13 protein-coding genes are annotated in these 12,568 nt (G+C 64.4%); 8 read left to right on the top strand and 5 right to left on the bottom strand.

Annotated features, from left to right (window positions below):
- Nucleotides 1-63: 63 nt before the first annotated feature.
- Nucleotides 64-516, bottom strand: a complete 453-nt coding sequence (locus ACFULT_RS19810; RefSeq protein ID WP_037109074.1) for a MarR family winged helix-turn-helix transcriptional regulator — start codon at nucleotides 514-516, stop codon at nucleotides 64-66.
- Nucleotides 517-660: 144 nt separating this feature from the next.
- Between ACFULT_RS19810 and ACFULT_RS19805 the strand changes: the two genes are divergently transcribed.
- Nucleotides 661-1,824, top strand: coding sequence for an MFS transporter (locus ACFULT_RS19805; protein ID WP_094721491.1), 1,164 nt, complete (start codon nucleotides 661-663; stop codon nucleotides 1,822-1,824).
- 189 nt (nucleotides 1,825-2,013) lie between these two features.
- Here the strand turns inward: ACFULT_RS19805 and msrA are convergent, their stop codons facing one another.
- A complete protein-coding gene (msrA, locus tag ACFULT_RS19800) occupies nucleotides 2,014-2,532 on the bottom strand; it encodes a peptide-methionine (S)-S-oxide reductase MsrA (protein WP_378482205.1) in 519 nt (172 codons plus the stop codon).
- The gene (gene msrB / locus ACFULT_RS19795) at nucleotides 2,532-3,083 is read right to left on the bottom strand and encodes a peptide-methionine (R)-S-oxide reductase MsrB (protein WP_378482204.1); all 552 of its coding nucleotides are present in this window, start codon (nucleotides 3,081-3,083) and stop codon (nucleotides 2,532-2,534) included. The genes msrA and msrB overlap by 1 nt, the downstream gene beginning before the upstream one ends.
- Before the next feature lie 163 nt (nucleotides 3,084-3,246).
- On the opposite strand from msrB, the gene secA2 reads away from it, so the two are divergent.
- A complete protein-coding gene (gene secA2, locus ACFULT_RS19790) occupies nucleotides 3,247-5,553 on the top strand; it encodes an accessory Sec system translocase SecA2 (protein ID WP_378482203.1) in 2,307 nt (768 codons plus the stop codon).
- Here the strand turns inward: secA2 and ACFULT_RS19785 are convergent.
- Entirely contained in the window at nucleotides 5,550-6,140 is a 591-nt protein-coding gene (locus ACFULT_RS19785) for a TetR/AcrR family transcriptional regulator C-terminal domain-containing protein (protein ID WP_378482202.1), read from the bottom strand. The genes secA2 and ACFULT_RS19785 overlap by 4 nt on opposite strands.
- 129 nt (nucleotides 6,141-6,269) lie before the next feature.
- On the opposite strand from ACFULT_RS19785, the gene bioB reads away from it, so the two are divergent.
- The 3 genes from bioB to ACFULT_RS19770 are packed head-to-tail and all read left to right on the top strand — an operon-like array spanning nucleotide 6,270 to nucleotide 8,156.
- Entirely contained in the window at nucleotides 6,270-7,316 is a 1,047-nt protein-coding gene (gene bioB / locus ACFULT_RS19780; RefSeq protein WP_378482201.1) for a biotin synthase BioB, read from the top strand.
- 10 nt (nucleotides 7,317-7,326) lie between these two features.
- Entirely contained in the window at nucleotides 7,327-7,542 is a 216-nt protein-coding gene (locus tag ACFULT_RS19775; protein WP_037109283.1) for a hypothetical protein, read from the top strand.
- A gap of 2 nt (nucleotides 7,543-7,544) precedes the next feature.
- A complete protein-coding gene (locus ACFULT_RS19770; RefSeq protein WP_378482200.1) occupies nucleotides 7,545-8,156 on the top strand; it encodes a DUF2567 domain-containing protein in 612 nt (203 codons plus the stop codon).
- 2 nt (nucleotides 8,157-8,158) lie between these two features.
- On the opposite strand, the gene ACFULT_RS19765 is transcribed toward ACFULT_RS19770, so the two are convergent.
- Nucleotides 8,159-8,854: an NUDIX domain-containing protein gene (locus ACFULT_RS19765; RefSeq protein WP_037109062.1), complete on the bottom strand. Its 696-nt coding sequence runs from the start codon at nucleotides 8,852-8,854 to the stop codon at nucleotides 8,159-8,161.
- A gap of 123 nt (nucleotides 8,855-8,977) precedes the next feature.
- On the opposite strand from ACFULT_RS19765, the gene nadA reads away from it, so the two are divergent.
- The 3 genes from nadA to nadC are packed head-to-tail and all read left to right on the top strand — an operon-like array spanning nucleotide 8,978 to nucleotide 12,554.
- Complete coding sequence (gene nadA / locus ACFULT_RS19760; RefSeq protein ID WP_378482199.1) at nucleotides 8,978-10,066, top strand: quinolinate synthase NadA; 1,089 nt, start codon at nucleotides 8,978-8,980, stop codon at nucleotides 10,064-10,066.
- Nucleotides 10,063-11,685, top strand: coding sequence for an L-aspartate oxidase (locus ACFULT_RS19755; RefSeq protein WP_378482198.1), 1,623 nt, complete (start codon nucleotides 10,063-10,065; stop codon nucleotides 11,683-11,685). The genes nadA and ACFULT_RS19755 overlap by 4 nt, the downstream gene beginning before the upstream one ends.
- Nucleotides 11,682-12,554: a carboxylating nicotinate-nucleotide diphosphorylase gene (gene nadC / locus ACFULT_RS19750; protein ID WP_378482272.1), complete on the top strand. Its 873-nt coding sequence runs from the start codon at nucleotides 11,682-11,684 to the stop codon at nucleotides 12,552-12,554. The genes ACFULT_RS19755 and nadC overlap by 4 nt, the downstream gene beginning before the upstream one ends.
- The last annotated feature ends 14 nt before the right edge of the window (nucleotides 12,555-12,568 follow it).

Raw genomic sequence — 12,568 nt, 5'->3', positions numbered from 1 at the left:
AATTCGGGGACGCAGTGCAGTTCTCGAGGCAAACGATACTGTGCCTGAACCCCGGGTGAACAATCAGCCAGCGGGTGCGGGCAACCGGTGGATCGCGTCGACGAGTGGAGCCAACTCGGGAATCTGCTCTGCCGACGACAGTGAGCTTTCCAAAACCTCGTCGTGCGTGGGGCGTGCCCGTTCCAGCAACGCTCGGCCATCGGTGGTCAACTCCGTGTAGATGCCTCGACGGTCGTCCTTGCACAACACTCGTGTGAGGATCCCTCGATCTTCGAGTCGATTGACCAAGCGAGTGGTGGCGCTGCTGCTCAAGGCGGTTGCTCGCGCCAGTTGCTGCATTCGCATGTGCCATCCGTCCTGCCGGCCGAGGGCGTCGAGAACTGCGTACTCCACCACCGAGAGGGTGTGCTGGGCCTGCAGCGCACGTTCGAGTTCGGCCTCGATGTGCGCGTGAAGCGCAGCGAGTGTTCGCCATCCCTGAGCGCGGATGAGGGATGAATCGTCGGCGATTCCCACTGAGTCCTCCTCGAAGCCTGTCGAACATTCGATCCGAGTTTAGCAGCTTGCGCAGTTATAGGGCGTGTGCAACTATTTACAACGCGTCTGCAACTAAGTGCACACGCTAGCTATCGGCGAACGCATCGATCAAGGAGAAATTGCATGCCGCTCGGACTGCTCGCACTCGCAATCGGAGGGTTCGGTATCGGCCTCACCGAATTCGTGATCATGGGGCTGCTGCCGGAAGTTGCCGCGGACTTCGGGGTCACCGAGGCCGTGGCCGGCTGGCTCATCACCGGCTACGCGCTCAGCGTCGTCGTGGGTGCCCTCGGCGTGACGGCACTCGTGACCCGGTTTCCGCGCAAGAACGTTCTGGTCGCATTGATGGGACTGTTCATCGCGGGCAACCTTTTGTCCGCGATCGCCGGATCGTACGAGGCAATGATGCTCGGCCGCGTCGTGGCAGCACTGTGTCACGGTGCATTCTTCGGAATCGGAGCCGTCGTCGCCGCAAGTCTCGTCGAGCCCGCGAAGAAGGCAGGCGCCATCGCGATGATGTTCGCCGGTCTGACCGCAGCCAACGTTCTGGGAGTTCCCTTCGGAACCCTGCTGGGGCAGACCTACGGCTGGCGTTCGACATTCTGGGCCATCACTGTCATCGGGATCGTGGCGTTGGCCGGCACCATCACACTTGTTCCGGCGACGACGGACTCCGAGACTCCAGGGCATCTGAGGTCCGAGCTCCGAGCGTTCGGACGCCTGCAGGTGTGGCTGTCGATCGCGATCACAGTCCTCGGTTACGGCGGCATGTTCGGAGCCTTCACCTATATCGCCTTCACACTCACCGAGGTCAGCGGTTTCGCCTCCGGTTCGGTGCCGTGGTTACTGATTCTGTTCGGCGTCGGACTGTTCATCGGCAACTACCTCGGTGGTAAGGCCGCGGATCGCAACCTCACCGCGACGTTGCTGACGTTGCTCGCAGCGCTGACCGCTGTGCTGGTGTTCTTCGCTTTCACCGCGGAAAGCCAGATCGCAACCGTGGTGTCTCTGTTCTTGATGGGCGTGTTCGGCTTCGCCACGGTCCCCGGTCTGCAGATGCGCGTGATGGCCTTCGCCGACGACGCACCGACCATGGCGTCGGGAGCGAACATCGCGGCCTTCAATCTCGGGAATGCTCTCGGTGCATGGATCGGCGGAGTGACGATCACTGCAGGGCTGGGATACACCTCGCCGATCTGGGCAGGCGCGATCATCACCGTGGCCGCTGTGGTCGTGCTCGTGGTGGCCACCCGGCTGCAGCGTCAGCGCGCGATGGTTCAGGTCTGACACAGCGCCCCGCCCGGACTACAACCGTCCCTCATGTCAATCGAGCGGAGCGCGAAAAAGTAGTCGGTGTGGGCGCCACATCGCACGATCGTCCCGGGCATGACAATGTTCCCGGCATGACAATGGTCCCGAGCATTACGCTCGGGACCATTGACGCTCGGGACCGATATCAGGTCGTTCGACCTTCGATCAGCTGACGGCGTCCGCTCGGTGCGGCAACTTCCAGCCCGGGCGGACGAAATGGCAGGTGTACCCGGTCGGGTAATTCTGCAGGTAGTCCTGGTGCTCCGGTTCTGCTTCCCAGAACGGGCCTGCCGGCTCGACCTCGGTGACGACCTTGCCCGGCCACAAGCCGGAAGCGTCGACGTCGGCAATCGTGTCCAATGCGACGCGCTTCTGCTCGTCGGACGTGAAGTAGATCGCCGAGCGGTAACTCAGTCCGATGTCGTTCCCCTGGCGGTTCTTCGTCGACGGATCGTGAATCTGGAAGAAGAACTCCAGGAGGTCGCGGTACGAGATCAGGCTCGGATCGAAGACGATTTCGACGGCTTCGGCGTGCGTGCCGTGATTGCGGTACGTCGCGTTGTCCACGTCGCCGCCGGAGTAACCGACCCGAGTCGACAGGACACCCGGCCGGTGCCTGATCAGTTCCTGGGCTCCCCAGAAGCACCCTCCGGCGAGGATGGCGGTCTCGGTGGCTGTGCTCACTACTGCGCTCCTTCATCTGGCGTCGATACTGTGTCCGACTGTGCGCTGTCCGACTGCGCGCTGTCCGACTGTGTGTTGTCCGACTGTGTGTTGTCCGACTGTGTCGTCGTGTGGAACTGTGCGCGATATTCACCGTAGCCCTCGGCTTCGAGGCGATCCACCGGCACGAACCGCAGAGCGGCGGAGTTCATGCAGTAGCGAAGGCCGCCCTGGTCCTTCGGACCGTCCTTGAACAGGTGGCCCAGGTGTGAGTCGCCACCGGAGGAACGGACTTCCGTGCGCACCATCAGATGGCTGAAGTCGCGCTTCTGCACTACCGATGTCGAGTCGACGGGCCTGGTGAAACTCGGCCATCCCGAGTGGCTCTCGAACTTGTCGAGCGAGGAGAACAACGGTTGCCCGGTCACGACGTCGACGTAGAGGCCCGGCTCGTGGTTGTCCCAGTACTCGTTGTCGAACGCGCGCTCGGTGCCTTCCTGCTGCGTCACTCGGTACTGCTCAGCCGTCAGATTCTTCAACTGCTCGGAATCCTTGGCGTAGGAACGTGTCATCGGTGTCCTTCCTGCTGTCACCGTCGGCCGTCACGGCCACACCATGAGTCAACAACGCTCACCTGTCGATATTCCGCTGCCCGAGTCCTCGTCGCGGGTTCAGTAGGCTGGCCGCGGCAAGGGTTCACGCCCACCGGCATCCGGCAGTAGGGACGAAACGAAGATGGCATCGGGTTCTGATCGGTTCTGGAAAATTCTGGGGCGTTCCGCGCAGAAAGGCCAGGCCCGGTCACGGTCCAGCGTCGACAACGCAGTCGGACACTCCGAATGGGCGAAAGGGCTGTCGGAGACGGATTTGAAAGCCGCGGTTGCCGACGTCACTGTCTCGGACGTAGCCAAGCTCGACGTTCCGCGCTACCTCGCATTGGTCCGTGAGGCATCGTCGCGCGCGCTGGATCTGGAACCGTTCGACGTTCAACTCCTGGCTGCGGTGCGCATGCTCGCAGGCGATGTGGTGGAGATGTCCACGGGCGAAGGCAAGACGTTGTCCGGGGCCCTCGCTGCGGTCGGCTATGTGATGGCCGGGCGCCGCGTTCACGTCGTGACCATCAACGATTTTCTGGCTCGGCGTGACGCCGAGTGGATGGGGCCACTGTACGAAGCACTGGGCCTCACGGTCGGTTGGATCTCCGAGGGCTCGTCCGCGGCCGACCGTCGAGCCGCATACGCATGCGACGTCACGTACGCGTCGGTCAACGAGATCGGCTTCGACGTCCTTCGCGATCACCTCGTGGACGACGCCGGCGATCTGGTCACGCCCGCACCCGACGTGGCGTTGATCGACGAAGCGGATTCGGTGTTGGTCGACGAGGCGTTGGTTCCACTCGTGCTTGCCGGTTCGGTGCAGGGCGACGTTCCGTCCGATCGTGTCTTCGACGCTGTGAAGCTTCTGCAGAGTCGAGCCGATTACGACACCGACGCCGACGGGCGCAACGTCTTTCTGACCGATGCCGGTGCGGAGAAGTTGGAGAAGGAACTCGGCGACATCGACCTGTACGCGGAGAACCACGTCGGATCCACCCTCGTCGCAGTCAACGTTGCTCTTCATGCCCAGGTTCTCGTCAAGCGCGACGTCCACTACATCGTGCGCGACGGTCGAGTACAGCTGATCAACGCATCTCGCGGACGGGTCGCGGAGTTGCAGCGGTGGCCCGACGGTCTGCAGGCAGCCGTGGAGATCAAGGAGGGCCTGACACCGACCGAGACCGGCGAGATTCTGGACACCATCACCGTCCAGGCTTTGATCGGTCGATACGCAACGGTGTGCGGAATGACCGGCACCGCGCTCGCTGCGGGCGAGCAGCTCAAGAAGTTCTACTCGCTCGGCGTGTCCGTCGTTCCGCCGAATCAACCCAACGTTCGTATCGACGAAGCCGATCGTGTGTACGACACGTCCGAGAACCGCAATGCCGCCGTCGTCGCGTTCGTCGAACAAGCCCACGAGACAGGTCAACCGATTCTGATCGGTACGCACGATGTCGCCGAGTCCGAGGTCTTCTCCGATCTGCTGGACACCGCGGGTGTGCCCCACGTCGTGCTCAACGCCAAGAACGACGCCGAGGAGGCTGCCGTCGTCGCGCGTGCCGGTGAGCGGTCGGCAGTGACGGTGTCCACTCAGATCGCCGGGCGCGGGACCGATATCAAGCTCGGTGGTCCCTCCGGCGGGGGAAAGGACAAGGACGAGGTAGCCGAACTCGGTGGTCTGCTGGTGGTCGGCACCGGTCGACACACGACCGAACGGCTCGACAACCAGTTGCGGGGCCGAGCCGGGCGCCAGGGCGACCCTGGCCGCTCGGTGTTCTTCTCCAGTTGGGAGGACGAGGTCGTGACGGCGAACCTCGGTCCGAAGGATCAGCCGAAGAAGACCGACGACACCGGACTCGTCACGGCGAACGGTGTGGCGGCGAAGATCGATCATGCGCAACGCATCGCCGAGGGGGCGATGCTGGAAGTGCACTCGCGGACATGGCGTTACAACCAGTTGACGGCGCAGCACCGCGACATTCTGGATCGTCGGAGAGCGTCGTTGCTGACTACCGGCGAGGCGCTCGAACTACTCGAAGCCGCAGCGCCGGATCGAGCGGCTGAACTACGCGAGACGGTGCCGGAGGACGTGTTGACGGTTGCAGCACGCCGCATCGTGCTCTTCCATCTCGATCGGTCGTGGTCCGAGTACCTCGCTCATCTCGCCGACGTGCGCGAAAGTATCCATCTGCGCGCGCTCGGGCGTGAGAATCCGCTCGACGAGTATCACCGGATCGCAGTGGATGCGTTCAGGGAGGTGTCCGACAAGGCTATCGAGCATGCTCGTGCGACGTTCGAGTCGGCCGAGATCACCGAGAACGGCATCGATCTCGGCAAGAGTGGACTTGCCCGACCGTCCTCGACGTGGACGTACATGGTTCACGACAACCCGTTCGCCGGCAACACTGCGAACAGCGCGGGACTCGGCCCGATCTTCGGCGGCTAGGACAGTCGCGCTCGGTCTCCCAAGCGTGCTCGGACGCCGTCGACGAACAGAGTCAGTCCGAAGTCGAAACGACTTGTCGGGTCCGGGCTTTCGAAGAGTGGTGATGCGGATTCGGTGAGCGCTCCGGCCGAGTCCATCTGCATGCGGGCCTGTTCGTCGACGGTCTGGCCGAGCACGTAGTACAGCACGGTGTCCGCGGCCAATTCGGATTCACCCCGACGCAGTCCGGCCCGGATGCACACCGCTGCTATGCGTTCGCGGATGCGGTTGGTGACCAACCGCGACGCGTACGTCGCGGCGACCAGCTCCGCACCGTCGCGGTGCGAGAGCAGCGCGTCGCGTAGGCGATGGGCCAGTTCTCGAAGTTGGTCGTCCCAGACGCCGGCGTTCGTCATGGCGTCGACGTCGGCGAGCAGGGTGTCGGCGATGGCGCCGAGCAGAGTCTGCTTGTCCTTGAAGTGCCAGTACAGCGCGCCCGGCTGCACGTGAAGTGAAGTCGCGAGGCGACGCATCGTGAGATCGCCCAGGCCGTATTCGTCGAGGATTGCGATGGCACCGTCGAGGACGTCCGCTCTGCGCAGTTGCACTCTTCACTCCTTGTCGGTCCGCTCGACTTTGACAGTAATCGACGCCGAGTATAGCTTGAACGCCGTTCAACTTGAACAGTGTTCAAGGGCGCTGTTCGAGCTTCAGTCGACGAACCTCAGGAGTTGCTCATGACGCACGAATCGGTAGGCGCGGGGTCGAGACTGCAGAAGTCATCCGGTAGGACGGACGTTCTGGAGACCGCGCGGATGCAGGTGCTGCGAGACGGTATCGGGTTGGGGCAGGCTCAGGTGCTCGAAATTCTGCGACTGCCGGAATCGCAGTTGGAAGACCTTCTTGCTCTCGCGCACGACGTCCGAATGAAGTGGTGCGGACCGGAGGTCGAGGTCGAAGGAATCATCAGCCTCAAGACGGGTGGTTGCCCCGAGGACTGCCACTTCTGTTCGCAGAGCGGATTGTTCGAGTCGCCGGTTCGCGCTGCACGGCTGGACATTCCGAGTCTGGTCGAGGCGGCGAAGCAGACCGCGAAGACGGGCGCGACCGAGTTCTGCATCGTCGCCGCGGTCCGCGGGCCGGACGAAAGGCTGCTGGCGCAGGTCGCCGCAGGGATCGAGGCCATCAGGAACGAGGTCGACATCGACATCGCGTGCTCGCTGGGCATGCTGACCCAGGGTCAGGTCGATCAGTTGGCCGGTATGGGTGTTCACCGCTACAACCACAATCTCGAGACGTCGCGGTCGTATTTTCCCAACGTGGTGACGACGCATACCTGGGAGGAACGCTGGGAGACACTGCACATGGTTCGCGCCGCGGGGATGGAGGTCTGCTGCGGTGGGATTCTCGGGATGGGGGAGTCGCTGGAACAGCGGGCCGAGTTCACCGCCGATCTTGCGGCACTGGAGCCCGACGAGGTGCCGTTGAATTTCCTCAACCCCCGTCCGGGCACCCCGTTCGGACATCTCGACGTACTCCCTGCGTCCGAGGCGCTGCGTGCCGTTGCCGCGTTCCGTCTTGCTCTACCGACAACGATTCTGCGGTTTGCCGGTGGTCGCGAGATCACTCTGGGCGACCTGGGAGCGCAGCAGGGGATTCTCGGCGGAATCAATGCGGTGATCGTGGGCAATTACCTGACCACCCTCGGCCGACCGGCCGAACAGGATCTCGACCTTCTCGATTCGCTGCAGATGCCGATCAAGGCACTGAACTCGACCATCTAAGGTGGACGGGGTGATCAGTGCCGCGCAGTTCGACGCCTACACCGGGCGGCCTGTGGTGCCGGGTGTCTCACCCGCGCTCTCGCCGGCGGTCGCCCTCGGCCTCGAGCCCCCGCGATTCTGCGTGGAGTGCGGGCGTCGAATGGTGGTCCAGGTGGTGCCCGACGGATGGACCGCGGAATGCTCCCGGCACGGTGTCACCGATTCGACGTTGCTGGGCAGGCGTTGACCGTGACGGGCGGGCCCGACGTGCCGACGACTGCCAGGTGGCGGGTGCTCGGTGCTCCGATTGCGGTGTCGGTCGCAGTCGGTGTCCTCGTCGGGATCGTCTGGGCGTTGCTTGCTCCGGCCGAGAGGTTCGTCGTGGTTGCACCGGGCCGCGGAGCCGCGCTCACCGGTGAGAGCCTTCATCGATTCGATGCGCTGGCGATGGCGGCCTGTGCGGCGATTGCTGCGGGAATCGTTCTGCCTGTTGCCGTCTGGGCGTGGACGGCGGCTCGAGGTCCGCTGCAATTCGCGGGAATCCTCATCGGTTCGATTCTCGGATCAGGGGCGATGCTCGGCGTCGGCATCGCTGTCGCACGGTGGGTTCATCCCAGACCCGACGATCCGGCGACGGGCTCCGTCGTCGCCGTCGCACCGGGATTCGAAACGCCGTTGCTGCTGGTGGTGCAGCCGCTCGTGGCGTCGTTGGTCGTGCTCCTGTTGGTTGCGATGAACCCGCACGACAATCTCAGGTTCACTCCGCTGGATCACGACGGCGACCCCGACGGCAGCGAGGGCAGTGGCGACCCGGCCAGGACTTCCGAGAGCGATTTCCTCCTCGAGCGCGATCGAGCCTGAGATCAGGTAGGCGGCCGTAAGGCCGCGAATTCGTCCGTGACTCGTATGGACGATTCCGCAAACCGGAACAGGGCGGGAGGACGACCCCCCGTTCGGCCGGACGGTGACGTTCGTCCGGTGGGTTCGATCACTTTGCGTCGGCCGAGTACGCGCTGGAGATTGGTGGCGTCGACGTTGTATCCGAGTGCTGCGGTGTAGATCTCGCGCAGCGTGGACATCGCGAATTCGACCGGCGCCAAGGCGAAGCCGATGTTCGTGTAGGACAGCTTGGCGACGAGTCGATTGCGAGCGTGTCGGACGACGGTGCCGTGGTCGAACGAGGTCTCCGGTAGACGGGCCACGGGGTGCCATGCGGTATCCGGCGGCAGTCGGGGGTCGGACACGATCGGGACAAGTCCAAGGAAGTTGGATGCGATCCGCCTGTCGCCCGGTACGCGCTCCGGGTCGCTGAACACCGACAGTTGCTCGAGGTGCGCCACCGTGCGCACGTCGACCTTCTCGGCGAGTTGCCTTCGCGCCGAGGTGGGGAGGTCTTCGTCGTCGCTCAGCACGCCGCCCGGAAGCGACCACGAACCTTTCTGCGGATCGAGAGCTCGTTGCCACAGCAGTACTGCCAGCTCGGGTGCCTGGCCTGCGGCAAAGCTCCGAACCTGGAATACCGCGATGAGAACTTCGTGGACGGTGCTACGATGAGGCATGTTTTCGATTGTAAGTCGAAAACCTGAACCAAGTAAAACCGGACGAAGTACGCCGGACCGACACGTTCGCCGGAAACACCGGCGGCGCTACCTCGGCCGGACGATCGATGAAGGAGTACCGCCATGGCGAGCAGGACGAACGGGCTCGGGGCCAGTGGTTCGGCAGTGATGGATGCCACCGCCACCAAAGCTCTGTGGGCAGGCGCGGCCGGCATAGTCGACGGCCCCGGCGGCTACAGCGGCGTGGAACCCACCGAGGAGTGGGCGGCCGAGGTGAAGCGTCTGGCGAAGCAACGCGGTGCGACGATTCTTGCGCACAACTACCAGCTTCCTGCCATCCAGGATGTCGCGGACCACGTCGGTGACTCCCTTGCGCTGTCTCGGATGGCCGCCGAGGTTCCCGAAGAGGAGATCATCTTCTGCGGTGTCCACTTCATGGCCGAGACTGCGAAAATCCTCAGCCCTTCGAAGACGGTGCTCATTCCGGATCAGCGTGCCGGATGCTCGCTGGCCGACTCCATCACCGCAGACCAGCTTCGCGAGTGGAAAGCCGATTACCCCCACGCCGTCGTCGTGTCCTACGTCAACACCACGGCCGAGATCAAGGCCCTCACCGACATCTGCTGCACGTCGTCGAATGCCGTCGAGGTGGTCGAGTCCATCGATCCGAGTCGCGAGATTCTGTTCCTGCCCGATCAGTTCCTCGGAGCTCACGTCAAGCGGGTGACCAAGCGTGACAACTTGCACGTCTGGGCAGGTGAGTGCCACGTACACGCGGGCATCAACGGTGACGAACTGGCGGAGAAGTCCAGGGCTCACCCCGACGCCGAGCTGTACGTTCACCCCGAGTGCGGTTGTGCCACGTCGGCTCTGTACCTCGCGGGTGAAGGCTTCGTCACCGAGGACAAGGTCAAGATCCTGTCCACGGGTGGCATGCTGGACGCCGCCCGTACAACCGGAGCCAAGCAGGTTCTGGTGGCCACCGAGATCGGCATGCTGCATCAGTTGCGTCGCGCTGCACCGGAAGTCGACTTCCAGGCGGTCAACGACCGGGCATCGTGCGGTTACATGAAGATGATCACTCCTGCCGCGTTGCTGCGCTGCCTCGTCGAAGGGAAGGACGAGGTGCACGTCGACCTCGACACGGCGCACGTGGCGAGCAAGTCCGTCCAGCGGATGATCGAGATCGGCACGCCGGGCGGCGGCGAGTGACGACACCCTCGGGGGTTGCATGGGAGGCCTCGGCCGACGTCGGGTCCTGGGAGGCCTCGGCGGACCTCGTCGTCGTGGGGGGCGGCGTCGCGGGTCTCAGTGCGGCACTGTCGGCGAGCAGGCGCGGCCTACGTGTGCTTACGATCGCCAAGGACGGCCCGCCCGGGACCGCGACTCAGTACGCGCAGGGCGGAATAGCCGTTCCCGGAGCGGACGGGCAAGGAGCGATCGACTCGCACGTGCGCGACACATGCGACGCGGGCGGCGGACTGTGTGACGTCGAGGCCGTCCGGTCCATCGTCGCGAGCGGTCGTGACGCCCTTGCGACGCTGCAGAAGTGGGGTGCCGTGTTCGACCGCGGTGCCGACGGTCTGCCTGCGCGTACACGTGAGGGTGGGCATTCGGTCCGGCGGATCGTGCACGCCGGGGGAGACGCGACGGGTGCCGAGGTCCAACGAGCGTTGACGATGTCGAGTCGGGAAGCCGAAGGGCACGTGGTCTTGTCCGGACGAGTGGTTCGCGTTCTCACTGTGTCGCAGCACGTCGTCGGGGCGCACGTGTTGTCCGATCGAGGCTACGGCGTCGTCCACGCGTCCGCGGTTCTGCTCGCGACGGGCGGTCTGGGGCAGCTGTTCTCGTGCAGCACCAACCCGGCCGGTGCGACGGCCGATGGAATCGCACTCGGTCTCGATGCCGGCGCGGACGCGGCGGATCTGGAGTTCGTTCAGTTCCATCCGACGGTGCTGTTTGCCGCGGGCAGCACCGGGCGCAGGCCGCTCGTCAGCGAGGCCGTGCGAGGTGAGGGTGCTGTTCTGGTGGATCAGGAGGGTGTGCGCTTCATGGCCGGAAGCCACCCGATGGGCGATCTTGCTCCGCGTGACGTCGTGTCGCGTGCGATCGCCGAGCGACTGCACGCGACCGGTACCGACCATGTTCTGCTGGACGCCAGGACGATTCGGGACTTCCATGCTCGTTTCCCGACGGTCACCGCTTCGTGCCTCGCCGCGGGAATCGACCCGGCCCACGACCTCGTTCCGGTCGCACCGGCGGCCCACTACTCGTGCGGAGGACTTGTCACCGACGTGTGGGGGCGCACGTCGGTGACCGGTCTGTACGCGGCCGGTGAGGTGGCGCGGACAGGGTTGCACGGAGCCAATCGCCTCGCGTCGAACAGCCTGCTCGAGGGTCTTGTCGTGGGTGAGCGCGTCGGACGAGCAGCGGTGGAACGACTCGGGTCACCGACCCCCGAGGTCGACGTGTCCGTTCCGAACGTCGCTGCGGTTCCACGTGATCGACTCCAGAAGGTGATGACCGAGTGCGTCGGTGTGGTGCGTGACGAAGGTGGTCTTCGCATCGCCGCAGAGGTTCTTCGAGAATCCACCACCCGCGACGTGGTCGACGGAAGGGCGCTCGAGGACTCGGCGCTGACAGCGGCGGCGTCGGCACTCGTTCTCGCGGCGAACCAGCGCACCGAGACTCGGGGGTGCCACACGCGGGCGGACCATCCCGAAGTCCGGGACGATCTGCTGGGCAGTTTCAGAATTTCCAGGAACGAGGAGGGCGTGCTCGAATCGACGTTCGAGGCCCGCCTTTCGCACGTGACGACAGGGGTGAGCTGACAGTGAACGCGCTGATCGAACAAGGACTCGATCCCGACGAGATCCGGTCGATCGTCCGCACCGCGTTGGCGGAGGATCTCAGGTACGGGCCAGATGTGACCACGACGGCAACGGTGCCCGCAGACGCGCGCGCGACGGCGAAAGTGGTGTCCCGGCAACTGGGCACCGTCGCGGGAATCGACGTGGGTCTTCTCGTCCTCGACGAGGTGTTGGGCGTAGGCGGGTACACGGTCGAGGAACGCGTCACCGACGGCACCGAAGTTGTTCCCGGACAGTCGGTTCTGACCGTCACAGCGGCAACGAGGGGTCTGTTGACCGCCGAGCGCACGATGTTGAACCTGGTGTGTCACCTGTCCGGAATCGCGACCGCGACCGCAGCATGGGTCGGCGAGGTTGCCGACACCGACACGAAGATCAGAGACAGCCGAAAGACGCTGCCCGGCTTACGGTCTCTGCAGAAGTACGCGGTGCGCGCAGGCGGGGGAGTGAACCATCGAATGGGTTTGGGTGACGCGGCTTTGATCAAGGACAACCACGTCGCAGCCGCGGGGTCGGTCGTCGCGGCGTTGCAGGCCGTCCGTGATGCAGCGCCCGATATCGAGTGCGAGGTGGAGGTGGACAGCCTCGAACAACTCGATCAGGTACTTGCCGAGAACGTCCAGTTGGTACTGCTGGACAACTTCGCCCTGTGGCAGACGCAGATGGCCGTCCAGCGCCGAGGCACACTGTCTCCGCAGACCAAGTTGGAGTCCTCCGGTGGTCTGACGATCGACGTCGCCCGCGACTACGCGAAGACCGGAGTGGACTTTCTCGCGGTCGGCGGGTTGACGCATTCGGTGACGGTGCTGGATCTCGGGCTGGATATGTAGACGGTGGCCGTCTT

Source organism: Rhodococcus sp. NPDC057297, from assembly GCF_042667435.1.
Classification (GTDB): Bacteria; Actinomycetota; Actinomycetes; order Mycobacteriales; family Mycobacteriaceae; genus Rhodococcoides.
The sequence above is the reverse complement of the archived record's forward strand: the minus strand, read 5'-3'. Positions and strand labels throughout refer to the sequence as shown.

Bases quoted from the DNA above. Each gene is read 5' to 3' on its own strand.
- ACFULT_RS19805 (WP_094721491.1), top strand. From the start codon at position 661: ATGCCGCTCGGACTGCTCGCACTCGCAATCGGAGGGTTCGGTATCGGC.
- msrB (WP_378482204.1), bottom strand. From the start codon at position 3,083: ATGACACGTTCCTACGCCAAGGATTCCGAGCAGTTGAAGAATCTGACG.
- secA2 (WP_378482203.1), top strand. From the start codon at position 3,247: ATGGCATCGGGTTCTGATCGGTTCTGGAAAATTCTGGGGCGTTCCGCG.
- bioB (WP_378482201.1), top strand. From the start codon at position 6,270: ATGACGCACGAATCGGTAGGCGCGGGGTCGAGACTGCAGAAGTCATCC.
- ACFULT_RS19765 (WP_037109062.1), bottom strand. From the start codon at position 8,854: ATGCCTCATCGTAGCACCGTCCACGAAGTTCTCATCGCGGTATTCCAG.
- nadA (WP_378482199.1), top strand. From the start codon at position 8,978: ATGGCGAGCAGGACGAACGGGCTCGGGGCCAGTGGTTCGGCAGTGATG.